The sequence below is a fragment of the Methanosarcina sp. DH2 genome, assembly GCF_020804225.1.
Classification (GTDB): Archaea; Halobacteriota; Methanosarcinia; order Methanosarcinales; family Methanosarcinaceae; genus Methanosarcina.
In genome coordinates this window covers 104827-128747 of sequence record NZ_WJBI01000002.1, presented here as the reverse complement: position 1 = coordinate 128747, position 23921 = coordinate 104827, and the positions used below count along the sequence as shown (strand labels likewise).

23 protein-coding genes, 1 tRNA gene and 2 pseudogenes are annotated in these 23921 nt (G+C 38.0%); 15 read left to right on the top strand and 11 right to left on the bottom strand.

Annotated features, from left to right (window positions below; translation table 11 throughout):
- Positions 1-40: 40 nt before the first annotated feature.
- From FXV91_RS04555 to FXV91_RS04540, 5 genes are all read right to left on the bottom strand, one after another.
- On the bottom strand, positions 41-253 hold the full coding sequence (locus FXV91_RS04555; RefSeq protein WP_229388846.1) for a hypothetical protein: 213 nt from the start codon (positions 251-253) through the stop codon (positions 41-43).
- A 31-nt stretch (positions 254-284) separates the two neighbouring features.
- Positions 285-884 (bottom strand): hypothetical protein, encoded by a 600-nt coding sequence (locus FXV91_RS04550; RefSeq protein WP_229388844.1) that lies wholly within the window; start codon positions 882-884, stop codon positions 285-287.
- Positions 881-1003: a hypothetical protein gene (locus FXV91_RS19650; RefSeq protein WP_255679920.1), complete on the bottom strand. Its 123-nt coding sequence runs from the start codon at positions 1001-1003 to the stop codon at positions 881-883. The genes FXV91_RS04550 and FXV91_RS19650 overlap by 4 nt, the downstream gene beginning before the upstream one ends.
- 1009 nt (positions 1004-2012) lie before the next feature.
- On the bottom strand, positions 2013-2624 hold the full coding sequence (locus FXV91_RS04545) for a hypothetical protein (RefSeq protein WP_229388842.1): 612 nt from the start codon (positions 2622-2624) through the stop codon (positions 2013-2015).
- Between the two features lie 50 nt (positions 2625-2674).
- Positions 2675-3067: a PadR family transcriptional regulator gene (locus FXV91_RS04540; protein ID WP_229388840.1), complete on the bottom strand. Its 393-nt coding sequence runs from the start codon at positions 3065-3067 to the stop codon at positions 2675-2677.
- A gap of 845 nt (positions 3068-3912) precedes the next feature.
- Between FXV91_RS04540 and gvpA the strand changes: the two genes are divergently transcribed.
- From gvpA to FXV91_RS04475, 13 genes and pseudogenes are all read left to right on the top strand, one after another.
- Positions 3913-4152 (top strand): gas vesicle structural protein GvpA, encoded by a 240-nt coding sequence (gene gvpA, locus FXV91_RS04535; RefSeq protein WP_229388838.1) that lies wholly within the window; start codon positions 3913-3915, stop codon positions 4150-4152.
- A gap of 196 nt (positions 4153-4348) precedes the next feature.
- Complete coding sequence (gvpO, locus tag FXV91_RS04530) at positions 4349-4636, top strand: gas vesicle protein GvpO (protein WP_229388836.1); 288 nt, start codon at positions 4349-4351, stop codon at positions 4634-4636.
- A 143-nt stretch (positions 4637-4779) separates the two neighbouring features.
- Positions 4780-4938 (top strand): hypothetical protein, encoded by a 159-nt coding sequence (locus FXV91_RS04525; protein WP_229388834.1) that lies wholly within the window; start codon positions 4780-4782, stop codon positions 4936-4938.
- 270 nt (positions 4939-5208) lie between these two features.
- Positions 5209-5868: a GvpL/GvpF family gas vesicle protein gene (locus tag FXV91_RS04520; protein ID WP_229388832.1), complete on the top strand. Its 660-nt coding sequence runs from the start codon at positions 5209-5211 to the stop codon at positions 5866-5868.
- Positions 5868-6149, top strand: coding sequence for a hypothetical protein (locus tag FXV91_RS04515; protein ID WP_229388830.1), 282 nt, complete (start codon positions 5868-5870; stop codon positions 6147-6149). The genes FXV91_RS04520 and FXV91_RS04515 overlap by 1 nt, the downstream gene beginning before the upstream one ends.
- Entirely contained in the window at positions 6124-6399 is a 276-nt protein-coding gene (locus tag FXV91_RS04510; RefSeq protein WP_229388828.1) for a hypothetical protein, read from the top strand. The genes FXV91_RS04515 and FXV91_RS04510 overlap by 26 nt, the downstream gene beginning before the upstream one ends.
- A gap of 211 nt (positions 6400-6610) precedes the next feature.
- A pseudogene (locus tag FXV91_RS20160) lies at positions 6611-6781 on the top strand (gas vesicle protein); the annotation flags it as partial.
- Positions 6782-6983: 202 nt separating this feature from the next.
- Positions 6984-7154: pseudogene (locus tag FXV91_RS20155) on the top strand (gas vesicle protein); the annotation flags it as partial.
- 352 nt (positions 7155-7506) lie between these two features.
- On the top strand, positions 7507-8178 hold the full coding sequence (locus FXV91_RS04495) for a hypothetical protein (RefSeq protein ID WP_229388822.1): 672 nt from the start codon (positions 7507-7509) through the stop codon (positions 8176-8178).
- Between the two features lie 25 nt (positions 8179-8203).
- Positions 8204-8560, top strand: coding sequence for a gas vesicle protein GvpK (gvpK, locus tag FXV91_RS04490; RefSeq protein WP_229388820.1), 357 nt, complete (start codon positions 8204-8206; stop codon positions 8558-8560).
- Complete coding sequence (locus FXV91_RS04485; protein WP_229388818.1) at positions 8517-9317, top strand: GvpL/GvpF family gas vesicle protein; 801 nt, start codon at positions 8517-8519, stop codon at positions 9315-9317. Before gvpK ends, FXV91_RS04485 begins: the two co-directional genes overlap by 44 nt.
- Positions 9307-9879, top strand: coding sequence for a gas vesicle protein (locus tag FXV91_RS04480; RefSeq protein WP_229388816.1), 573 nt, complete (start codon positions 9307-9309; stop codon positions 9877-9879). Before FXV91_RS04485 ends, FXV91_RS04480 begins: the two co-directional genes overlap by 11 nt.
- A gap of 1905 nt (positions 9880-11784) precedes the next feature.
- Positions 11785-11858: transfer RNA gene (locus FXV91_RS04475), tRNA-Val, on the top strand.
- 522 nt (positions 11859-12380) lie between these two features.
- Here the strand turns inward: FXV91_RS04475 and FXV91_RS04470 are convergent.
- The gene (locus tag FXV91_RS04470; protein WP_229388814.1) at positions 12381-15305 is read right to left on the bottom strand and encodes a hypothetical protein; all 2925 of its coding nucleotides are present in this window, start codon (positions 15303-15305) and stop codon (positions 12381-12383) included.
- Between the two features lie 2068 nt (positions 15306-17373).
- On the opposite strand from FXV91_RS04470, the gene FXV91_RS04465 reads away from it, so the two are divergent.
- Complete coding sequence (locus tag FXV91_RS04465; protein ID WP_229388812.1) at positions 17374-17697, top strand: hypothetical protein; 324 nt, start codon at positions 17374-17376, stop codon at positions 17695-17697.
- Between the two features lie 76 nt (positions 17698-17773).
- Here the strand turns inward: FXV91_RS04465 and FXV91_RS04460 are convergent, their stop codons facing one another.
- Both FXV91_RS04460 and FXV91_RS04455 read right to left on the bottom strand, forming a co-directional pair.
- The gene (locus FXV91_RS04460; RefSeq protein WP_229388810.1) at positions 17774-17953 is read right to left on the bottom strand and encodes a hypothetical protein; all 180 of its coding nucleotides are present in this window, start codon (positions 17951-17953) and stop codon (positions 17774-17776) included.
- A gap of 539 nt (positions 17954-18492) precedes the next feature.
- Positions 18493-19077 carry a hypothetical protein gene (locus tag FXV91_RS04455; protein ID WP_229388808.1) on the bottom strand — a complete coding sequence of 195 codons (585 nt, stop codon included), beginning with the start codon at positions 19075-19077 and terminating at the stop codon, positions 18493-18495.
- An 88-nt stretch (positions 19078-19165) separates the two neighbouring features.
- Here FXV91_RS04455 and FXV91_RS04450 point away from each other — a divergent pair, with 88 nt between their 5' ends.
- On the top strand, positions 19166-19447 hold the full coding sequence (locus tag FXV91_RS04450) for a hypothetical protein (protein WP_229388806.1): 282 nt from the start codon (positions 19166-19168) through the stop codon (positions 19445-19447).
- A 1281-nt stretch (positions 19448-20728) separates the two neighbouring features.
- Here the strand turns inward: FXV91_RS04450 and FXV91_RS04445 are convergent.
- From FXV91_RS04445 to FXV91_RS04435, 3 genes are all read right to left on the bottom strand, one after another.
- Complete coding sequence (locus FXV91_RS04445) at positions 20729-21283, bottom strand: hypothetical protein (protein ID WP_229388804.1); 555 nt, start codon at positions 21281-21283, stop codon at positions 20729-20731.
- A gap of 336 nt (positions 21284-21619) precedes the next feature.
- On the bottom strand, positions 21620-22057 hold the full coding sequence (locus FXV91_RS04440; RefSeq protein WP_229388802.1) for a transposase: 438 nt from the start codon (positions 22055-22057) through the stop codon (positions 21620-21622).
- A gap of 713 nt (positions 22058-22770) precedes the next feature.
- A complete protein-coding gene (locus FXV91_RS04435) occupies positions 22771-23595 on the bottom strand; it encodes an integrase (protein ID WP_229388800.1) in 825 nt (274 codons plus the stop codon).
- Positions 23596-23921 lie beyond the last annotated feature (326 nt).

Genomic DNA, 23921 nt, shown 5'->3' with positions numbered 1-23921 from the left:
ATTTCACTGCTTGGGCTGTTCCTACACCTCGCCTTCTTCCTTAAGTTTCAGCCTCAGCTCCCTTATTGGAAACCAGTCCCTGTGCAGGCTCCAGCAGCCCCTCAAGTGAGACATCTACAGTTTCCTCCAGGTTGCTTACGAGACCGCGTACAATCTTCTCAACAACTTTTTCAATGTTTCTAGACCCCTTGGTGACCTTATGGAGTATATCGATGAGATCATCTATAAGGTCTCTTGCAGCTTGGTTAGCCAAATCTATAAGGCCTCTTAAAGTTTTGGTGAGCTCATGATATTAGATCTTGGTGACTTACAGAAGAGTCCTGGTGACTTACAGTTTTGGTGAGCTGATCTATAAGGGCCTTGGTGAGTTGACCTATAAGGTCTCTTGCAGTGTTAGTGAGCTGATCTGTCAGGGTCCTGGTGAGCTGATCTGTCAGGTCTCTTGCAGTATTGGTGAGCTGATCTGTCAGGCCTCCTGCAGCACTGGTGAGTTGATCTGTAAGGGTCTTAGTGAGCTGATCTATAAGGCCTCTTACAGTATTGGTAAGCTTATCTATAATGGGTTTGGTGAGCTGATCTGTCAGGCCTTTTACATTTTTTGTGAGCTGCTCTATAAGGGTTTTGGTGAGCTGATCTGTAAGGTTTCCTGCAGTTTTGGTGAGCTGATCTGTAAGTACCTTGACGATGCTCCCTCCTGCGAGACTACCTACAATGTTATTAGCCGCCCCTGAGAGATTACCTGCGGCTCCCTGTAGATTGTTTTCAAGGCTTTCTATAGCCTTCTCGATAGCTTCTCCAATATCTTCGAGACCCTTTGAGCGACCTCCTGGACTCTGTGAGATACCCCTTACACGACCTTCTGGAAGTTTCGCAATGCCTCTCATAGTACCGCCTCCAAACTCTTCTCGTTAAATATTATGGTATCCCTGGTCTGTCCTGCAGTTTTCCTGGTTTTACCTTTCTTTCTGCGAGGCTTATTTTCCACCTGGCTCTGAGCATTCATCCTACTCCCCCTTTTCTAAAAACGTCTTTCTAACCCTAAAGAACGATCACAGCTATGCACTCTTCAACAAATATATATCGAAAACTCAGAAAATTATTGGCATTAGTAGCCATGATACCCCACCTGATAATACTTATAATAACTATTATAATAATGAATTACTTTTTCTTAAAACCTTCTTCGAATAAGGTTTTTAAGAAATGGAACTTGTCCGTGAATATATTTGAAATATAGATATCATTATAGCTGCTATAGTGGGAAATATGGTTGAAACCACAAATACCCAGAAGAAAGACGGATGAACTATGTGAGAAAGACAGGATGAACTATGAGCTATCGGTCAAATAAGCGAGGACTATAAGGACCATAACTCTATCGCTGAGAACTTATGGCAGTGTCTCGAATTTGCTGTAAATTCTGAGTCAAGTTTTTGTACCTAGTATATGGAATTGGTCTAATAATATCGAATTTTCGATTCGGTAACTTTTTAAAATTTATAATTTTACAGAAAAATTGGCACACTGCCGAACTTATTGATGTAAGACCATAATAGAATAAGCTTGAGTATAGCAGGCGAGTAATGGAGGAATACATTGCTGAATTGTAAGGATAAGAAGCTTTGATCTACTTGTGCGCCCAGCTCTTTTTAAGAACTCCTGCTTAAAGAAGTAGAGGCTATTAAGAGCCTATCCGAAAAGTGGTTACCTGCTGTAACTTTTACATTAGGTAATATGCAAAACCGCAACTGGTACTCTGATATCATAGACCTATTATGGCTTTCCAGCATGCATTACTGACTTTTCGGATAGGCACTAAATCGCAATCGAAGAGTTAAGCAATCAAAACAAAATAGGAGAATTGTTAAGATTGCCTTCAGAAGCAGGAACAAGCTTAAATATATAAATTCAACTGGCTTTTTAGTTCCTGATACGAAAAATGGGTAGTAATTTACCCTAAACGCTTCAAAAGAGCACAAATAGTAAATATATGAAACTGGAATGCCTATCGATCATGCATATGGTCTGGATTCATTCTTTTTTACCAGATCAATAACTTCTATATCCTTTGCCAAACCGGGAATTACATTATGTTCGGCCCCTATAAACAGGACTCCGTTTTCTCCATCCTTTAAGGTGTTGTTGATCCTGGAAGCTACGTATTCGTCTCTTTCCTGCAACAGGGTTTTAGCTCTTACTTCATACCTTTGTTTTGCCTTTACCTTTTCTTCCAGAGTCGGACTATTATAGACATTCATCAGCAGATTTCGCTCCTCAATTAAGAGTTCCGGCTTTTCAGTAGCGACGATCTCTGCTTTATTTTCCACAAGTTTTTCTATAAGCCTGTAGTTCTGGCTTCCGAGTTCTGCGGTTGTATGCACGATTTTCATCCCCATTTCTCCCCCGCACGGAAGCCCATCCTGATAGATTTTCGTATGTTCAAGGTCAAGTTTAAGCTCCAGGAGCTCCTTTTCAAGCTTATCCCAGAACTCCCGGATCATGCTCTGAGTCTCTTTCCACTTATCTATTCCGATCCTGGATATTATTTCTTCCTGGAGACTTTCGCTCAAAGAACCCATATCTGCAGCTGTATGGACAATCCTGATGTATACAAGTTTTCGCATGGTCTCACATCATAAAAACAAATTATAACTTAATTTACAAAGTATCTGCATTATTGCTTTCTCTCATTACTTGTTTCTTCTTTCAGGCCCATAAGCAGGTGTTCTATTGAGGAAACAAACTCATCCAGCATTGAGTTAATCATCTCGCTTCCCTGCTCTGTTGGAATATACACCTTTGATCTCATGTCACCTTTGATAGTGCTTGCTTCCAGGATATTTCTTTCTTTAAGAGAATACAGAACTTTATACACGGAACTCTGGTTAATAAATACCTGATATTGCCTGAAGACCTCTTTTACAATGTCCTGACCGCACATCGGCTGCGTTCTGATAATAGAAAGTACTATCATGTCGAGGTGTTTTTTGACCATATTTTCGATGTCTGATTCTTTTTGGATTTCGGAATTTGAGTATCCAGCAAGTGGCTCCTGTCTTGAATGCAACTAATATATTCCCCCTCATAATCTGGCTAAATCGTTGCCTTAACGACTTTATACTGATATTCAACTATTTCGAGACATTTGAGAATGTCAATTGATCGAGTTTGAAAAAACAGGTATATTTCTTAAGTTCATAAAAAAATGGACTCTATTATTCCGCGTTATATTCTGCTTACAGCTCGAAGTAGCCAATACTGATATTTTTTGTTATACCCATATAATACCCCATATTATACCCATATTATACTCCATACTATACCCCATATTAGTTTTTTTGAGAGAAATATAATTAACGAATTTATATATTTATCCAAAACTAATATGCAAATTAACTATATTTCCATTTTTGCATAAATCAATATCTTAAATAGATGAAAACTTAAAATCGATACCAATAAATGGATTTCGAATATGCAGAATACTTACCGGAAAGAATCCAGAAAAACTGATAAAAAATTTATGTTTTTGAAACCGATTTTATATTATTTTGGTTCTATCTCGATAAGGCGAGAGAACTCCTTCCTCGGAGCGTAAGCGAAAGGGAGGAGTAGTTCACTACATTAAATCAATCGGCCGATTTTGGGTAAGCTGAATAATTCCAATTTATTTTATTATATAATATAATTAGAGTATCGTATTTTAAAACATATTTTCTAACAAAAAGATGAATATCCTAATCTACTTCAACTTCTGCGCCCCTAAAAGATAATGAAAATGGGAGTTCGTTTTTGGGACTATCTTTTGGTACTGAATTCATTTTCAGAGCAAAAAGTTCCAAATTTTAAAGCGCTATGTGTATAACTTAAATTAAAAATTAAAAATAAATTATAATATTCGGGGGATAAAGTATGGTAAATAAAAGTCCTGATGGTTCCAGTCTGGCAGATGTGCTGGACCGAATACTTGACAAAGGCGTAGTTATAGATTTATGGGCCAGGGTTTCACTTGTCGGAATCGAAATCTTAACAATAGAAGCCAGGATCGTTATAGCATCTGTGGATACATTCCTGCACTATGCTGAAGAGATCACAAGGATTGAAAGAGCCGTAGCTGCGTTGGAAGCAGAGCCACCACAGGTTAATACATAAGAAGCAAATCTGACTATTTTTTCGTCCTCGATATGATTGAGGTAAATACAAGTTCCAAAGAGAATTGTCTAAAAAGAGAAATCTGTTAAGGATGTAATTTCAGAGCTAACATAAAAATCAAATTCTAATTAATTAGAATTTGATATATTTTTGGGGATTACTAGCTAAGAATTTGTGCTTACTTGGAAGGGGTAATATGGAGGAAGAAAAGAATACAGTAAAAGAAGTAGGGGACAAAGCACTTCGTCAGATAGAGTATCTTCTTAAAAAGAAAGGGCAGGGAGTAGTGGGTATATCCAGGGAGGGGGAAAACTGGACTGTCCAGTTAGAAGTTCTGGAGAGGAGGGCAGTCCCTGATACACAGGACATACTGGGACTCTACGAAATGAAACTCGATACAAATCTGAATATTTTGGAGTACAGAAGGGTGGGACTGCGGCATAGAGGAGACATGGTCATACTGGATGATTGTTATATCAATTAAGTATGCGGAAGCCAGGGATGTATCGGTAAAGACTGGCTTCTTAAATTCAAAAAATGACAATTCCACCTGCAAGCAGCTTTTAAGGCTTCAATATGAACTATTCCATGATATAACGGCTTATTAAAGAATATGCTGGCATCTTTGTGCTTGCCTTTATCGCATGTAAACCTGTGTGCGGGATAGAAATATTTTACATTGTCCATAGAGAGTTCACTGTCCTGCTAAATCCCGGAGCCTATGGCATCACTTCTCTTAACAAACTGAAAGATGAAACAAACCGAAGCGTGCTGAAACGTCATTAAATTATCAAGCTGATTAATTTCAAGCTGATTAATTTCAAGCTGATTAATTTCAAGCTGATTAATTTCAAGCTAATTAATTTCAAGCTAATTAATTCAAGCTAATAAGTTAATTAAGATAAGAAAAAACGTCAAAACTGCAGAAAATGGAAAAGTGTCCGTAACATCCTTGAGGAACACCTGATAGCAGATTAATTTTAATGACTTTTAATGACTTTTAGTGACTTTTAGTGACTTTAAATGAGTTTCTGACCACCTCTAGGGGGATACAGGGTGAACAAAGACAATGGAAACGGGAAATATGTCTACTGCATAATTAAGGCCCAGGAGGAACAGGATAGTTTCGGAAACATAGGCTTTCAGGGAAAAGAGGTATACACTATCAAATATAAGGAATTCTCTCCTGTTGTAAGTGATGTGCCTTTTAAAAAGTACGAGCTTGAAAATGAGGAGGAAGTAAAGACTCATACTTACGTGGTTAATGAGGTAATGAAAAGGCACAGTGTCATCCCTGTGGCATATGGCATGATCTTCAAAAACAAAAAACTGGTAGACATCTCTATGAGGTCCGGTTACAAGGCTATGAGAAAATCCATAAAAATCGTGGATAACAGGGTCGAACTCGGAGTAAAGGTGATTTTGCCACAAGATTTTGATGGGGACTTGCAAAAAGCAGAACAGTGCAAATCCGAGTTTTTAACAGATCTTAAGCAGATAGCTTTTGATTCCAAAGACATGAGCCTTTTCAGCAAGCGCCTTATAATGAACACTTCATTTCTTGTGGAAAAAGATAAGATAGAGGCTTTTTCAGATGAAATTGAAAGGCTAGAAACCAAGTATGATTCATTTAAGATCCAGTATAGTGGACCCTGGTCACCTTACAATTTCGTAGATATACATATATTATCCAAACAGAGGGGAGGCTTCAGGTAATGTTCCTCCTTGACGATCTTATTCTCCGGGCGCTGGGAATCTCAATTCCCGGACTTGATTTAATTTACACGCTAGAAATCATAAAAAACCTTGCGTATAAAGAACTGTACAACCCTGAAAAAGTCAAAAACGAGATAAAGGAAAATCAAATGTTATATGAGTTTGGTGAGGTTCCCAGGGAAGAATTTGAAGAAACAAAGTCCAGGCTCATGGAGCAACTGAAATTTGCAGAGCGTTTTGAGGAGATGAACCTCAGTGTCAGAAGCGACATCCTTGCCTGAGAAGAAAAGACATACAAAAGATCGGAACTCGGAATCCAGAGAATCCTGCTGGAAGATGATGGACTTCTTCAGATTGCTTGAAGAGATGGAAACAAAAAAAATATCCGAGAAATCAGGAAGAAATATCTGCAAGGGACCGGTTGGCTCTAAAATCGAATATTCTTACAATGTCAGGGTTAATGATTCTGAAAGAAAAGCAGAAAAGCCCGGAAAACGTGTATCCAGGAAGTCAGAGGCTGAGGAGGGCTAAATACATAAAAATCTATTACATCCTTCAAGGATCCCCAGGGAACCACTTGCAGCCCACAGTAAATATATTCTAAAAATAACTGAGAATAATGCCGGTACATCATTAATTCCGGTTTCATATATCTGGATCTGGAAGTTCTACAGGAGCTAAAAATGAATTAATAAACAGATAAATAAACAGATAAATAAACAGGTGAATAAACGGTGAAATAATGAATGGTTCGGTTGTCAAGGAGTCGGGGGGGCTTGTTGACGTAATAGATAGAATTCTCGATAAAGGGCTTGTACTTAATGCCGATATCTCTGTATCTGTCGGAGGTACGGAGCTCCTTGGAGTTAAAATCACAGCTACTATTGCATCCTTTGAAACTGCGGCAAAGTACGGGCTTGAATTCCCTTCAGGAACCAATCTCAATGCTCCGGCCTGGGAGAAAAGTTTTGAAACACATATAAACTGCCCGGAATGCGGAAATCGACGAGAAGAAAAAATACTGCTGGCACAGGGATGCCCAATCTGCGGATGGGAAAGTCCGCTTAAAAAGAACCTCTAAAAATTCGGATTGGAACTGATAAAAAGGTGAAATAATGAGTGGTTCGGTTGTCAAGGAGTCGGGGGGACTTGTTGACGTAATAGATAGAATTCTCGATAAAGGGCTTGTACTTAATGCCGATATCTCTGTATCTGTCGGAGGTACGGAGCTCCTTGGAGTTAAAATCACAGCTACTATTGCATCCTTTGAAACTGCGGCAAAGTACGGGCTTGAATTCCCTTCAGGAACCAATCTCAATGCTCCGGTCTGGGAGAAAAGTTTTGAAACGTATGCAAACTGCCCTGAATGCGGAAACCGACGAGAAGAAAAGCTTTTGATAGAAGAGGGATGCCCGATATGCGGATGGGAAAGCCCGTTTAAGAATAAAAGACTCTCTGAAGTCGAAATAAAACCTCCCAGATGAATGTCATCGGATTAAGTTATCAGTGCATTGCATTTACTTATCATGGCTCGATATCAAGGCGATAGTGCCTGATTTAGAGCATTGAACCTGCATATAAGGTTTAAAGGTTTACATTATCGGGTTTAAAATGCAAAATTGGATTAAAGGGGCTAAAATGGAAAAGGATACGGCAGAAAGAAAATATGAAGGTGAATCTCAAGAAGAAAAAGAGAAGTTAGAGTCCAGAGAAGAATTAGAATCCAAAATGAAAGCCATGGAAAAAAGAATAAAGGAACTTGAGAAAGGTCTTGGAGAAAAAAGGGAATCCGAATATCGTGAAGAAAGTTTTGTGGGAGATCTTGTAGGTTCCCTTATTCCAGGCTTCGGAAAAATAGTAAAAACTCTTGAAAAAACTTCTCCTGAGTTTAGACAAAGAATTGCCGAAACTGATTCGGAAATAAAACACAGGCTTGAGACCGGCTGGAGCGATAAAAAGCCTGTTGTAAACTATGGATTCTCTATAAGGCCACTTAACACAAAGCCTGCGAAAACTTCGACAGGGATGGTCCATAAAAAGAGAATCGAAGAAGTAAAAATCGAATCTACCAGAATTGAACCTGTTTTTGATGTTTTCGGAGAAGAGGACCATATTTTTGTAATTGCTGAGATTCCGGACGCCAATGAGGAAGATATCCAGATAGAACTTGAAGGCAGCAAACTGAATATTTCTGCAGGGATGTACAGGAAAATCATAACTTTACCTTCGGAAGCAGAAGCGATTAAAGAGAAAAGTTTTAGCAACGGTGTACTGCAGCTGAAAATAAAACGAAGAGAAAAAATCGATTAAGATCGATGAAAGGAGAGGAAATTCCATGCCGCTTAAGATTGATGAAAAAAATCTGAAAAAAGGCGTACTGGGTCTTGTTGTAGCTCTTGTTGAAATAATAACCGAGTTACTTGAAAAGCAGGCTCTCCTGAGGATCGAAAAAGATAGTCTCAGTGATGAAGAGATCGAGAGACTTGGAGAAGCACTTGCAGATTTGAACGAAGCACTTGAAATCATAAAGGCTGACAATAATCTCGAAGATACCGTTGAATCCGTACGGTGTGGACTGGATGAGGTCGTAGATGATGTAGTAGATAAATTAATAAATCCTGTAAGATGGGCTAAAGAGGTAGAGGAGCATGACCGAAACCGACCAGGGGAGATATCTTTACTTGATAGCTAACACTGAAGAAGAAATAAACCTGGGAGACATTGGCATTGGCGATAGGCCTGTATACACTATTGTTTTCCAGGATATTGCAGCTGTCGTACATGCTTCTAAACCTGAACCCGAGCCTGCACAGAATGAAGAACAGGCTCATCAGTGGATTCTGAACCATAACTACGTAATTGATAAAGCAACTGAGTACTTTAACACCGTATTGCCGTTTTCTTTCGGATGCCTCGCCAGAGGGGATGACGAAGCCATAAGAAACTGGCTTCAAAAGGATTATGGCTCCTATAAAAGAGAACTTGACAGGTTAAAAAACTCTGCAGAATATTCTGTACAGATTTTTTACGATTCGAAAATTCTGGAAAAACAGGTAATAGAGGCAATTCCCGAACTTGAAGAGATAAACAATAAAATAGAAGGCATGTCAAAGGGAAAAGCTTACATTTTCAAAAAAAAATTCGAGCTCAGCTTGAAACAGGCAGTAAATGATCATCTGGTAAGTCTGGGAGAAGAATTTGGGAAATTAATAAGAGAAAATGTAACACAATTGAAAATTGAGGAGAAAATTCCCTATATACCTGAGAAATACACGGGCAAAAAACTTATGGTTGCATTTTCCTGCCTTGTTATCCACGACAACATCGAAAGACTTGGGCAAAGCCTTGAGAAAATAAACAGAAGAGAAGGATTTGCAGTAAGATTTACAGGGCCATGGGCACCTTTCAGTTTTGTTGATCTCAAGGGGAATATTGAGGATGAAACCTGAACGCGAAAAAGATAGTCTTGGAGAACTGCTCAACCGATTGGTTACAAAGGGAGTGCTTATTAATGCAGATGTTATAATTTCAGTTGCAGGAATTCCTCTCATTGGAGTAAAACTTGGAGCTGCGATTGCATCCATTGAGACCATGCTTGAATACGGGCTTTTTGAAGAACTTGACAAAAATACCAGAGCCTGGCAGCTCGAACACCGGAAAACCGGGCCTCTCCTCCAGGAAAATGAAGATATCGAGTTCCAATTCTATGGCTCTTACTTCCAGCAATCTCATCCTATCTGGAAATACTGTTTTACTTATGTAACCAACCGCAGAATCTTCGGATGGAATAAAGCTTTTAATATAATTTTATTTGAAATTCCACTTACCGCAATTCGGATGCTTGATATCGGCAAAGGAATCTACCAGGACGAAGAACGGGATGAACTTCGCCTGACCCTGGTAAACGACGAAGAATTGTATCTCCATTCAGGTGACCTTATTGGACTATATGATATAATATGCAAACTTATCCCTGAATCTTCAACAGGGAAGCTAATTAGCTGTAAATGAAAGGCAGCGCATTGTAGAACCTAAACTCCATTGAAGCGTAAAATACTTACTCTGTGATACTCTGTGATACTCTGTGATACTCTGTGATACTCCGTGATACTTCGTGATGCTGCTTGACCATGTTATGAATTATTTCGGTCAGTAACACAGTCTTGCCCATACCTGCCTTTCCAAAAAAGGCCCGCTTTACCAACGCGCTCAAATGGCATGTGCACATCGATAACCTAATTCCGGTTTCAAACATCTCTGTCTCTCAATGCTGGCGCGAATACCTGGTTGCTTGCAGCAGGAAACGCCTCTGCAACTTTGATTTTTTATCCTTGCACTTTACTACTCCTAAATCAAGTTTGAAAATATCAGTATTCTTCTGAGCCGGGTATCCATAAGAAGTAATAACGGAATTCTTCAATGTGGAAAGTGTGGGGTGAGACAGGATAGAAGAGGGGCTTAAATCGCCTTAATAATTGATTCTATTTTGAACTGCCCATTTCTCTAACATTTAAACGGCGTACAAAAATTTAAGTAATAACTGTTATGTTTTTCTGCTCACTTAATTGTGTGGACAGACCTCTCCGCCTGAGGTTTGTAACTTGGGCAGGAAACTCCAACAAATGATCATTTTTCTCTACTTTTATATATTTTTACTACGCCTTCTCAGGGATGAAAACAAAAAGGGCTGGCGCAAAAAAGGTGAATCCTTCCGGGACTTAATCTCCAGATTTCTTGAGAGCATCAAGGACTTCTTTGTCCCACATCTCAACAAGATTTCTTGGAAATGATTTTCGGTTCGAAAATACTATCCATGCTTTATCTCTTTCTTTTTTCGATGAAAATCAACAACGAAGTAAGGAAAACCAGCTCTGGAGGAGAGATATTTATTATTCAATCAGAACACCAGTTGATTTTGTCCCTGAACTCGATATAAGAGAAAACGTCAAGTGATGAAGTTGAGGAACAGCCGCCTATAAAAAAAGCTTGTTCTTAATTGGGGAAGTATGAATTGGGGTGTTGGGGGTTGGGATTATCTTCAGGCGGCTGCAAAAGGTAAATAATTTTCCTTATATATAATGCTTACCGTGTGCCGAAAACGAGTTTAATCCTTTATATATCCATTGGTTTTAAACGACAAAAATTCGGTTTTCAAACCGATGATGTAACAACTTTCTGCTGAGAAAGCAGAGGCTGTTCGGGCTGTATCACACCAGTCGCAATATCCCTCCCTTGTCAGGTCATGTAATCCTTCTCAAATTTATTATCTGAGAATTCTATTGCGTGGTCTAGTAACTTTTTTGCTCAGTATACAGTTTGTTTCATTTCTAAACTGTAGCTTGTATAACCATTTGTCCAGTATACTGGTTTCATGTTATATGTCGAAACACGGCACTTGACATGCTTGACCTTACACGCTCTGAATTCACCCGTTCTGCACCCTGAATCGTAGAAAACCGCAAACGAAGTTCTCAATCTTCTCGTCTGAACCCACGAAAAGTAGTTTAAATATTAAACTAATTAAACCTTATAAATAGACCTTCTATAATGGGTATGTACAAAAGAGAGGCTCACCACATAACAAAACGTGCTAATCTTGTATAATATATTTTGCTTATACGAATTCTGTCGCTAAAGTGCTCAAAAAATATTCAGGTTTCATCCTCACTTCTACAAACGCAGGACTTTCCACATTCTCAAAAAACCCGCTTAAATGCATATCTCTGTCTCAGCTTTCCCCAGCCTTTTATTCAATTAATAGTGAAAATCAGGGTATATGTGGATTTTCTCATTGTTCATAATATTTTAAAGTCTTCTCCGAACAAAAGACATATATATAACTAGTGACATGTTGGATTTGCATTTCAAGCAACTGCTTGTAAGTAATTATCTTAAAAATGTAGTTAACAGCAAACTGGGCTCGTGGTCTAGTCGGTCATGACATCGCCTTTACACGGCGGGGATCCTGAGTTCGAATCTCAGCGGGCCCACTTTCTGTTTCTTCCTTGTTTTCTGATTTAGAGGTTTTATAGACCTCCTTTTCTAAAGCTTCTATTCTTGCTTCAAGGTCAGATTTCACTTCTGATTGTGTAACTTTAAGTTCACAGTTCAGCTCTTCATCCAAAGAAATCACATAAACAGACTTACCGTTTAATTCCGTTTTGAAAACATAAGCTGTTTCTCCGGCAAGGTTTATTTCAGATTGTGGGAGCCTTACTAAAGGATATGTAATCTCTGGTTTAACCCTATGTTTCATAACTTTGGACTTACCTAAAAGCTTCATTCTTCCACCTCTATAATATCAAACAAAAGGTTACTAAATATTTATGTAACTTTGCATTTTTTGATATATGATTAGAATTTGGAGGTGAAAAACTAATTTTTAACAACCGAGACTATTGATAGTTAAGTATCAATCTGTATGGTCAGACACCCGTTCCCTGCGGTCACTCCAACGCACAACCTACAGGGTAAGGACTGGAAAGTGTCGGATAAGTGCCGGGAAGAGGGAGTCAATAAACTCCACACTTCCAGAAGTTCGGGCAGTCCTCACAGCCTATAAAGTTGTTAACCTTCTCATAAACAGTGTGGCAGGGTATAGGGGGATAATCCTTTTTCATTATCTGCCCGATGTGGTACAGGGTTTTTTCTTTGTTATAGTCCGGCTGAGTTTCAAAGAACTTGCAGATATCTCCGGGTTGCATCCCTGCGCTTATTAGCTCCCTTGCTATGAATAAGCGGGTGAAGTTTCCTGCATCTCCCTTACCGTGTAACAGCATCTTAGAAGCTGTTAAAACGCAGGGCTTAACCTTGTACTCTCCTATGCTTACGGTGCTTACTGAGGGATTCTCTGTGGTTCTGGCGGCTTTCTTCCGGGCTTTCTTTGCTTCGTCTACATAAGCCTTGTAACCTGAAATATCAATGAATTTTATCTCAAGGTTTGAAATCTTCCGAAGAAACTTTCCTTCCTGCATTATCTTTGATTTCTGCCCGCTTTTGATTCCGAGGGGAAGCTTAACAAAGTTCCCGAACTCGTCCGGGTTTATGTGCTCCTGCTTCGGGAATACCTCTATATCTGTGTTCGGTTTATATCCCAATTCCCTTATAATGTCCCTGCCAAAAGCATAAGCGGCAGACGCATCAACCGGCTTAAGGAATATCCAGAAGTGGTAAGAGTGTTCCCTTCCTGAAAGTTCCAGAACAAAAGGAATGTTCAACTTATTCAGGAATTCCTCAAGCTGTCCTTTCTGCTTCTCTGCTTCCTCTATACAGGCTTTTATCTCTTCCTTTGTTGCTTCCGGCTTAGGGTGTGCATCCACATCGAAACATAACCATTTTACAAGATTGGTCTTGTTGTCGATCTGGTAGCCTCCTATAGTCATTTTCCCGGAAAGGTGGTCTTTAATGTCTTTGCTGGAAATGCTCTTTTTTACATCAAAATATCGAGTTGTTACAGGGTTATAAAGTTTATAAAGATCTTCCCTGTTAATGATTAATTTAAGGAATTCCTCGTTAACTGTGTAAACTTTGCTCTCAAAATCGGAAAAACCGTCTATAATATTACATAGACGGTTCTTTGAATTTAGAAAGACTTTTTTAGACAGTTGTCTATGATTTCCAGCATGTGTAAGCATCTCTTCAAAGTTTTTGCAGTGAATTATTTTTGGTTGAGTAATTCCTGAACCTTCATATTCTATGGTTAATTTGTTCCTGCATCCGTTCCGGTGTTCCTCTATCCCGGTTATCTGCCTGTTAAATCCCCACTTAACACAGGCTCTTACATCGTCTATACAGCATCCAAGGGCGAATACTACAGAGGGGTTCTTTCCGTTTGGGTCTTTCACTCTGCTCCAAGCCTGCCATGTGTCGCAGTGTACCGACTCGTATAAAAGTTTTTTAGACTCTTCTACTGTTTCGGTGATTGAGTCGAAGGCGTTTAAGGGTTTGTTTGCTATTCCTATAGCAATCATTATTCGGGCTTCCGAGGTAACGCCGATAGTTTCCGAGCCTTTATAATAAATTACAGGGTGGGGTCTTCCTGCCTGCTTAAGTCCCCTCTCTATACTCCGGGCTTCCTCCTTGCTAAGTGCAATTATAAGTACTTCCTCTTCCTCGTAGGATTCCAGAATATCAATACATCGGCTGATAATCTCCGGGCGCATCTTATAGCGTGACCTGTCGCCTATGGCGTTGTATTTCTTGTTATCTGCAAGAATTAACATTTTCTCGTTGTTGTTTGTGGGGTCGCCATGTTGCCCGAATGTTGTTTTAAGGGGTGAAACCTTCCCCCTAAAAAAGTCTGAATAGTCCTTACTGCAAAAAGTGGCAGTAGTTAATATTATTCGCCTGCCTTCTCCCTGCATGCTCATAGTAAATTTTCTTATAGTGTCCGCATACAAGAAATCGAGAGCGGATACTTTTATCTGAATAATCCCTCTATCTTTGATAGCATTGATAGACAGCTTAAAGCTTTTCCCGATTGCGTTAAATTGGAGAAGGGCTTTAACTTCCTCCATACTTAGATTATAGTCCTCTCTGTGCTTCGTAAGCTCGATCAGTTCTTTAATAAAGCCTGCTGTTTCCTTTCCTCTTGCGTCTCTCTCCTGTCCTGTGAAAGCTGGATTCTGATAATCAAGGCTAAGGCGGTGATTCCAGTATTTCGGACTCTCCGCGCCTCCGAGGACTTCATGAACTTTTATCTTAAAAGTGTCGTCCTCTGCTATTGCTTTCATTTGCTCTATAACGTTCTTGATATATTCGAAGTCCTGACAGGCAGAGCTATATTTATTAAAGTCTGTCCTGTATCCGTTTTTACTATCATAGACTATGTATTCCTGTTGTCTTCCGTATTGGAGTTCGTGGACTTCATCGAGAATAATATTCCGGCTTCCCGCGATACTGTTTAATATCTTCTCTGCCGTTGTCCCTTCCCTGAACATAACTGCAAGCTGTAAGGCGGCGACCTTCGCATAAGTCAATACAAAACCGTCCGCGTTAGGTCTTCTTAGTGGGGCTGTAATCGGGCAGGTGTCGTAATGTTCGCAGTCCTCGCACTTGTCAGCAAGTGGCAGGTATTGAAGTTCCTTAAGGTCGGGGTATTCCTCGCATAGTTCCTGATTCTTAATACAGTTCATGTTAGATTTTACGTGTATAACATCGAGTCCCGGCTTCTCACAGAAGTTTATAGAGTCCCTTACAATCGTCTCATCTGCAATTTTGTTAGTAGGTACTATACAAGTAAACCGTTCTTTCCTGTTTCCTGACTCTGCATTTAAGGAAGTGGTCGCGCCTGCCCTTGTAGTTTTATATACCTCTATGTGTCCCTGTTGGAACATCTCGTATATTTCCCAAGCTGAAACCGTTCTCCTGTCCTGACTCTTCCGGGGACAGCCTTCTATAGGTTTCTGTGTTGGTTTTCTTTCACTTAATCTCTTCATTCTTATCTTTTTTTCCCGAAAACAAAGACAGAAGGCTCTCCACCAACAGCGAAAAGACTATATAGAATAGAGTAATAAATATTTCATTGTGAGATGGTTTTTAACTTACTCTTACTATTGAGTCAGTCAGCAGGAAGCAGTTTTAGGGTCGCCAAACTATAAAACTGTCTTCTGCCTTTGTTTTCTTTTCTTTTTCTTTTGTTACTCTCAGTTATGTCTTCGTTATAAAATATTACTTTTAGTAATAATCGTTACTTCTTGACTTCTTTTAATTCTTCTGTTTGGTCTTATATGTGGTGCTTTCTTCCGGGGCTGGTCATAGTTGTAATTATGGCAGTTCGGGCAAGTCTTCGGCGTTCTGTTTGCGAACCTCTGCGGCCAAGAGTAACCACAGTGTAAACATTTTTTCATTACTGGAGTTCTGTCTTCAGTCATCAAACTAATTAAATGTTCAGGGCATAAAAAGTATACGCTCTTTTGGAAGAATTTAATACTCTGCGCGTGTATAGCAATGTTATGTATTTCTAACAAAATGTAAATTTTGTTTTACATCCTTTTAGACAGTTGGACATTAAAAAATAGAATTCTCATAATATACATGCCGTGACCTTATGAATAATTCAATTTAAATAGATGGAAGTTGAATTACTTAGTAAACTATTTACTTATCATTGCACTTCTGTTTTGATAACAGAATAAAAAAGCAACCAGCGTTAAAAAACTGCTCCTGCTGTGCTTTTTAGCTTGGCAGGAGTAAAAACAGTTAACAGTCTCCTTATTATTCTCCCTTTCGTCATACACAATGTATTCTATTTAATCGCAGGGTTTAGAATTCTTCTTTTCCTTAACAGAACCTAAAAAGCGTTTCATTTAACCTGATACATATCTTTTGAGCTTTTATTTTCTAACCTTTCTAAAAATTGCCTGATAGCGTTTTTAAGATTTCCCCATTGCTATCTAAGCTTAAAGAGTCCAAAAAAGCAAAAAAAGCTGTTCCCGCTCTGCTTTTCTCTTATCGGTACTGCTGTTTTTTGTCTTTATTGTCGTCCTGGTACGCAGTTGCTTCCTGCATGAAGGCCTGTAAGAACTTCCCCTCCCTACAGGCTGTGCGTTATAGCCCGCAGGGCGTTGCAAACCCATCAGATTTGATTGAATATCTTGAGGACAGGACTAATTACTCAGGCTCTAGGACATGAGCCTCTAATCGCCTTAAAAATGACAAGTATATTTCCTTCCAAAAAAGGTCTAAAGACGGTATATAATTGCAAATATACCATATGTATATATGACATATCTATCAAAATCTATCTATCTATCTATCTATCTATAGCTTCAGAAAATAGAGTGAACTGTCTTAAAAACTGTGTACTGTTTTGATTGGAGATTTCCCCCGTCCTCTCTGCATGATCAACTCTTTTGAAAGTTCCAAAGTTACAAAGTAATTTGATTTTGGATAATTCCCGATTGTGATTTTCCCGAATAGGACAGAAATCTTGTACTTTTGGATAATTGACTTAACCGGATAAGGAAGGATTCGATTTTTAGACAGGACATTAATATTAATTGTCTGTCATTTCGTTCTTCAGTCTGTCCTGAATAAAAGGCTGATTTTTAGCTCACTTCTTGTAAGCTTTTTAGTAAGTCAGAACGAAAACAAATACGGTTAAATCGTGTCTCCAGCTATCTGTTTTCTATTCGTCCTATGTGTATTTTTTGAGTGATTTTGCTCTACCGTTTGGCCAAATCGAAGGGATATTATACATTCCTGTATACTATGGAATAATTGAGCTCACAAAAGCATAACGTGGACATCTCTATAAAAATCATATAGTGTGTACATAGGAAACTGGCTAATAAAACATCTGTTGAGGCAGGGTAAGGAAACTTCTGTGAAATAAGATTTACTTGGTATTATTTTCAAAATTGCTTATATTACTAAATATAATATGATGTGAATAAAGATAGCTGGCAAGCGATAAATATATGTTATTAGTTACCTCACGAAATAGATGAGTATATATATTGATTTACAACTTTAAAGTTGTACAGTTAGTGTTGCTGGTGGAGTATGACAACCTTAGACGGAATTACGGACTTAGAAGAGGACGTTTTAATTTATGGAATATGCAAACCAATGGTTTCAATTTTTGGCAAATATTATAAAAGAATTGATATATTACGTGTTTTCAGAGAACTTGAGCCTTTATTCTACGATCAAAGAGTAATGATGTCCAATGTTACTAAGAACTGCAAAATGACCAAAAAAAATCAAATATCAGGTGTAATATCGAGTTTAAGCAAGAAGGGGCTAGTGAAGTGTGAAATATCGCATTGGGGTGAAAAAGAAATAATGCTTACTCAAAAAGGAGTTTGGATATTAGAAAAAATTTAAACAAAATTTTTATGTATATCTTTTACTTTTGGATTTTGAACGAAGAAAGTTTATTATTTTTAATATAATAATGTTGTCATTTTTCTTTTATAGCTTTCCCCGATTGTCGTTTTATATAGCGTTTGCATTTTTCGAAATCGTTGCTCTTACATAGTTCTATTTTCTCTTGTTCTTCTGGATAGTATTCTAAGTTAAAAGCTGTACAACGGTATTCGAGTTCTTCTGGTTGTGTTATTACCAGCTTACCATCTACCATTTTCCCAACTGGATGGGTTGGTTTTTTGTAACAAAAACATGACACTTTAACGCTTCCTATTGCTTTTCGATGCGAAAATTTAAGCTTTTTTTGTATCTGAGACGGTTATAAAATGTGTTGTCAGGAGAGCCCTTTTTGTAATCACATTATCATTCTTACGAGAATGATTATAACCGTAAAGAGTTCTACTAGCTCCTTCAAGAACTCTATCAGCTCTTTCGGTTCAAATTCTACTTTCGTAATTTCACACTCCGAAGTTTTAAGGCTTTTTTTACTTCGAAGCTTACATGCGTCTCTAGCTTTCTGCTTATAACGTCTCCATGTGCTTCTTTCGGTCTCTTTTTTGATGTCTTTTGATATCGTTCGTGTTTATTCGACATCCTATACAATGAGACATTCAGGACTCTCTATAACAACAGTTTAGAAAAAGCAACGGGAGTATATAAATTCAATCTTTTTTTTATAAAGCCTCATATTTCCCTAAATTACCATAACTTCTACCTGGGCTTTTGCTACTGGCATTTCAGTTATGTTGTCATTCATGAGAGTTCTTGAATTTGTTTATTAAGGTCTTGAATTCGGTTGTTATGCTTTTTGATATCTTCCTCTATGTATTCAATTAGCTTCTGTTGAACGCCTGCTTTCCCAGTCGTTGCTCTTCCAGTTATATGCCTATACCATTCTTCAAATTGCTTTCTTGTTTCGTCATTTGCTTTGAATCTGTGTTGATAGGCTCGGACACGCTCTCGCCTGTCGTCTTCATTCATACCTCTTTTCGTTTCGCGACCGACTGAAATTTTAAAGTAGGAGGACATTGGGTTATAGAAAAGTTCGAGACGCTGTTCTATGTCTCTTATTTGTTGTTCTTTTTCAGTTCGTTCTAGTGTATTTTGTGTAATTTCTAGGGAATTATATGTCAGCACCATTGCAATAAGAGAGACGGTGAAAGACGCCATTGCTATTATAAGAGAAACAGTGTCAGCAATATTCACGGCTACTTCGGTTGAGTTCCCATTATTTAAAGTCAAAAGTGTTATTGGGACTCTAATAATTATAACAAATATTAAAAGTATTGTTCCTAATATAAATATGAGCTTGAGTCGATTTTTTGGTATTGGAACCATGGTTTTCACCTTTGTTTGTTATTTACCAAAACTTCCACGATGGTTTTTAAATATCGGGAGTCTCAGGCGACAGTAAGGAGACAAGTATATGCAAAATGAAACAGAAATTTTAAAAGAACTTTTGAATAATGTAGTGCGAATGGATTTTGAAACTGACCAAGGATTACTCAGTGTCGTAAAATATAATTCACACGGAGTTAATAATTGGACGGTGTGTAATTCTGAGGGGTATTTGAATAAAACGGACTATGTTGATAAAGACGAGTGCGCTATGATTCCTGAATCACTTATATCAGATAATGATATGTTCAGTTTAAATGAAGCACTTGATTTTATTATGGGAATATTGACTAAACATAAAATAAATTAATTCTAATTTATTGTTCTTTTTCGTGAATAATCAGATCTGCACTTATCGGGGCGTGTTTCTTTTTTGAGGTTATGGGTATCAAATTCTTCTCCGCAATTCTTGCAGATCTTCTTAATTATCTCCGTTCCTGCTGGAGCTGTCCTGGCTGTCCTGGCTGTCCTAGCTGAACTCTTAACAGGCTCCTTGACATCCGGCACAACAGCTTCAGAACTCTCCTCTAATCGCCTGTATTCAAGGCTCTTGAAGTAATGAGCAAAAATAGAAAGGGTTTCTTTGTCCCTTCTCAGGTCTTCTATACGCTGATCTTTTTCAGAGAGAAGTAATTGCAGTCCTTCAATAGTTGCTCTGAGTTCCGGGATATGATGGGATATATCCGGGATTTATTTAATACAAATGTTAAAAATCGTTGAAAATGAATGAATTATAAAAATTACTCGAAAAAATAGAATCATTCAAGAAAATTAATATTCAATGTAATTCTTGAATGAGCTATAACAATTAGGTAACTTACATATTTATTGTAATACTATTTATATAAAAAATAAAACATTGATTCAAATTAATAATTATATCAATGAGGAATATCATAAGAAATACCACAACATTATTTTTTGTCAATGATTTCATCTATTTGTCTCCTTTGATCACTGCGGATCATAGTTATCTATTCATTCAATCACAAAGGAGCATCTGACGTTTATTCCGCAATATATTTAAATTATAATTAAATATTAATAATATAAGTGTTATAGTTAGCTATAATTGTTTAACATAATTTCATATAATCAAATTGGAATTAACGACAAACATACCTTTTTCATTCTACAAGACATTAAGTAACTTCGAAAACATAACTTCCAAGTTACTTATGTTTTGACGTATACCGTTCGTTTAAGCTTTATCTTTCTTAACGTTCCTCCGTTCAACAATACTGATATATGCTCATAGTATTGACTACTGATACTATTACAATTCAAACAAAAATATAAGTCAATTTTTAATAAGTCTAAAAAAGTATCCGTGTATAAAATGAGACATTCTTCTTGATACATAGATGCCGCAATTTTCGAAAAAACTACGATACCTATTTTATTATATATATGTAATTCAATGTATATATACTTTGGGATGGGGGCAAAGCTTTATATATTATATACCGGACATCGTGTATACTTTTATTATGTTTAATAACGAAAACCCAATCCGGTCTAACTGAAAATATTTAGTGCGTGAGTTCCCACCAAAATTTACAAACAAAAAATAGGAAAGTTTAGACAGTTGTTAGGCTGTCTCAGGGTGGCTTTTCTTAAAGTCTTCTGTCATCGTTTTGTATTCTTCGTAATACGTGTTTCCTCTCGTTAGAGACTCTGCCGCGTCTTCTATTGTGACTTCTGCTGATGCTGTGTCCCCGGCGTTAATATGATCAAGAGACATGTCTACCCGCTTTGCAAAAGCTCCATAAGAGCCCATCATATCCGCGTATTTCTGTACGGCTGGCTCAAGATCATCATCATAATAATATTGCGCGCTGTCGTAGCTGGAAGTGTCCGCTTCCGTCTCAATGTACTGCGTCAGAGCTTTGATTTGGGTTGGATCTCCGGAATTGCTCAGAACGGATGCAAGCTCATTTGCTGAGGTTGATACATTTAAAGCGTCTGCGCTTGTGGTCTCCATCCACTCCTTAGACTGGTCAGGCTGTTCCCCTGCTTGTTCTCCTGTGTTCTCTGCGCTGTCTGCCGTCTTTTCTTGGGGGGATGATTGACCAGAACATCCAGCAACAAAGACTACAGTAAAAACAACAAGAAAAATTGAGATGGCTTTCTGAACTTTATTCATTTTTCCTACTCCTTTAATGAAATGGAGGAGGGGAACAAGCTCTTTAAACCTTCCGTTTTTTGTTCCGGCTTTCCTCTCTTTCTCAAACTGTTATTACCACAGAGAAATAATGTTTGTGGCTGTCGTGCCTGTTGCATGTACTTTTTTTTAATCTTTCCTGCCGTTGTGTAACATTGAGCCTTTCCGGATAGTTAGGTCTTGAGAGTAAAAGGTCAAACGGTGGCGTTTTTATGTACTCACATGTACACTAATAATCTATAAAAGTTGAGCTGGTGGATTTCCAGCCCGGAGAAAAGGGAGGGAATGAAGAGATTTTATTATGCTGGTGGATAAGATTTAGAATATCCTATCCGTCGGGGTGAGCTTGCTTAATATGTCGGCTCGCATTGCCTCTGTTTGTTCGTGTGTCATGGGTACTGTAGAGTTCATATTCAGGTTTTGGGACTTTACATCTACCTGTGACTGCTTCCCATATCCCATATTATTAAAGCGTCTCTCAAGCATGAATTTAGCTGACTCTACATTACCCATTTTCATAGAGAGTTTGAGCTGTTGCAAGCACTCTGCAAGAAGGTCGGCTTCAGCTTCCTTGAGTGCCGCGTAAAAGCTTACATAAGGCTGTTGCTGTTCATCCCTGCCTTTCCTTATCCATGAGTACAGGGTATCTTCTGATATTCCAAGAGATAAAGCCAGAGCTGAGTAGGTGAAACCTAACTTAACATTTTCTTTCATTCGTTCAATTAATTCAGGGGTGCATTTCGTTTTTTTAGTCATAATTAAATAAATTGTATAAGTTCTGAGTATAAGAATATAATCTAAGGTTTTATTGATGCTGTATCCTTTTTTAAAATACTGTTCGTAAAGGTACAGATTAAATCAAGGCTCTGAGGAGGGAAAAAGGGTGGCCTTGCACGCTCGATTTATAGTGAAATTTTGAGTTTACACAGTTGCACATAAGGTACTCAAGCGGAAAATTTGGGAAGTGAAGCATCCCAAGGGCATTAGAATAAAATCGAAATTAATTAATTAAGTGGCTCTCTGCTAACGATTTCAGGAAGTTAAAAAGTGTCCTAGCAGAGCTGGTACTGAGGGTAAAAACGGGAGAAAATAATTAAGGCTGTATCGGCTATAATTAATCAAATCTATAAAATAAACGCCCGCTTCGCTCCTTACGCCTTGCCGCGTCCGAATATCATTCCCCTTTGCAAACTCCTTAAAAGAGATTCCCGGCTTGCTTGCTTGTTTCTTTGTTGCTGTAGGCGGTGCGTTAATTGTCTCATGTCCCAGATTTGATTTACTTATCCTTAAGTTTACCTTCTAAAGTTTTTGATAATCAGGTTATTTCAGGTTATTTCAGGTTAAGAAACGCTAACAGCTTCAGGTAATTCAGGTAATTCAGGTTATTTTTTTAGTGGTGATTTTTTTCACGATCAGCTATAACCTGAAATGGTTTTGGAATCACGGTATACAGGCTCTGTTTACTGAAATTATATAGGGAGTTTCCCGATAAGCCTACGGTACTGATTTGTCGCCTGTTGCACTTTATTGAGGTAATGTGCACTTCCAACGGTTGCAGATGCCCTACCTTGAATGAAATCAGCTACGCTTTCTGTAATCCCTTCCTTAATCATGAGGTTTAAATGCCATTTTCGAATGGTTTTTGCAGTTACACGTCCGCTTCTGATTTCTTTCATGACGCTACAATATGACTTGAGCCTGCATAGTTTCCTTAATTCAGGAATATATGAAGCAGGGAAAAATAGGTGAAATGTCTTCTTTGTACCGCTTGATAAATAAGAAGTTGGATAGTGGGCAACTTCACCTTCAATAACTATATTGCGTTCGTCGAAGTTTTCAAGCATTCGATGGATATGAGTTAAGCGGTTTCCCGAATAAACCAATAGACTATATACAGGTTTCATTTCTTCGGGACATTCTTCATACCCTTTCTTGATTTCATCCTCATTTACGTAGACCTCAACAACACCTGATTTTTTGATCTTTACAAAGCGTCTCCATTTCTCAAGGCTATAGCCGCATATTTCATCAATCTCTTTGTCTTCAAAGTAATTGAATAAATTGCGTAACCCTCTTTCTTCTTTGTCTTTTAGTAGAATATCTCTAAATTGTATTGGTTTGCTTATAATTTGATTTTCAAAGAATCTTATTAAGGCATTAAAATAGTCTCTTTTAGTAGTTTGCGATATATTTTTATAGTGTAACCAATCTTCAAAAGAATTTTTATGCTTGAACCAGATATCATTGAGTATAGAGCTTTTACATTTGCTTTCTTGTAGAGGGTATGTTATCAAGGAATGAGTACTTATTAGGTCGCAATTTAATTGGTTTATTTGATTTCCAATTAGAGGTTTAATAAGGTTGAATTTGTCAAATACAGCCTTTACACGGCGGGGATCCTGAGTTCGAATCTCAGCGGGCCCATCTTGATTTTCTAACCTTTTTGATTCATTTTAAATTCTCTTCTGTTCCTTTTGATATCATTTTAAATTCTCTTCCGTTCCTTTTGATGTCATTTTTAATTTCTCCTATGTTCTTTCGATATCATTTTTAACTTCTCCTCTGTTACGTTAAGACGAGTTTCTAACTCAGATTTATACAACGGTTGTATAACCTTTGT

Excerpts from the sequence above, each read along its gene's own strand:
- FXV91_RS04550 (WP_229388844.1), bottom strand. The coding sequence starts at position 884 with ATGAGAGGCATTGCGAAACTTCCAGAAGGTCGTGTAAGGGGTATCTCA.
- FXV91_RS19650 (WP_255679920.1), bottom strand. The coding sequence starts at position 1,003 with ATGAATGCTCAGAGCCAGGTGGAAAATAAGCCTCGCAGAAAGAAAGGT.
- FXV91_RS04545 (WP_229388842.1), bottom strand. The coding sequence starts at position 2,624 with ATGCGAAAACTTGTATACATCAGGATTGTCCATACAGCTGCAGATATG.
- gvpA (WP_229388838.1), top strand. The coding sequence starts at position 3,913 with ATGGTAAATAAAAGTCCTGATGGTTCCAGTCTGGCAGATGTGCTGGAC.
- gvpO (WP_229388836.1), top strand. The coding sequence starts at position 4,349 with ATGGAGGAAGAAAAGAATACAGTAAAAGAAGTAGGGGACAAAGCACTT.
- FXV91_RS04515 (WP_229388830.1), top strand. The coding sequence starts at position 5,868 with ATGTTCCTCCTTGACGATCTTATTCTCCGGGCGCTGGGAATCTCAATT.
- FXV91_RS04495 (WP_229388822.1), top strand. The coding sequence starts at position 7,507 with ATGGAAAAGGATACGGCAGAAAGAAAATATGAAGGTGAATCTCAAGAA.
- gvpK (WP_229388820.1), top strand. The coding sequence starts at position 8,204 with ATGCCGCTTAAGATTGATGAAAAAAATCTGAAAAAAGGCGTACTGGGT.
- FXV91_RS04485 (WP_229388818.1), top strand. The coding sequence starts at position 8,517 with ATGACCGAAACCGACCAGGGGAGATATCTTTACTTGATAGCTAACACT.
- FXV91_RS04480 (WP_229388816.1), top strand. The coding sequence starts at position 9,307 with ATGAAACCTGAACGCGAAAAAGATAGTCTTGGAGAACTGCTCAACCGA.
- FXV91_RS04470 (WP_229388814.1), bottom strand. The coding sequence starts at position 15,305 with ATGAAGAGATTAAGTGAAAGAAAACCAACACAGAAACCTATAGAAGGC.
- FXV91_RS04465 (WP_229388812.1), top strand. The coding sequence starts at position 17,374 with ATGACAACCTTAGACGGAATTACGGACTTAGAAGAGGACGTTTTAATT.
- FXV91_RS04460 (WP_229388810.1), bottom strand. The coding sequence starts at position 17,953 with ATGGTAGATGGTAAGCTGGTAATAACACAACCAGAAGAACTCGAATAC.
- FXV91_RS04455 (WP_229388808.1), bottom strand. The coding sequence starts at position 19,077 with ATGGTTCCAATACCAAAAAATCGACTCAAGCTCATATTTATATTAGGA.
- FXV91_RS04450 (WP_229388806.1), top strand. The coding sequence starts at position 19,166 with ATGCAAAATGAAACAGAAATTTTAAAAGAACTTTTGAATAATGTAGTG.
- FXV91_RS04445 (WP_229388804.1), bottom strand. The coding sequence starts at position 21,283 with ATGAATAAAGTTCAGAAAGCCATCTCAATTTTTCTTGTTGTTTTTACT.
- FXV91_RS04440 (WP_229388802.1), bottom strand. The coding sequence starts at position 22,057 with ATGACTAAAAAAACGAAATGCACCCCTGAATTAATTGAACGAATGAAA.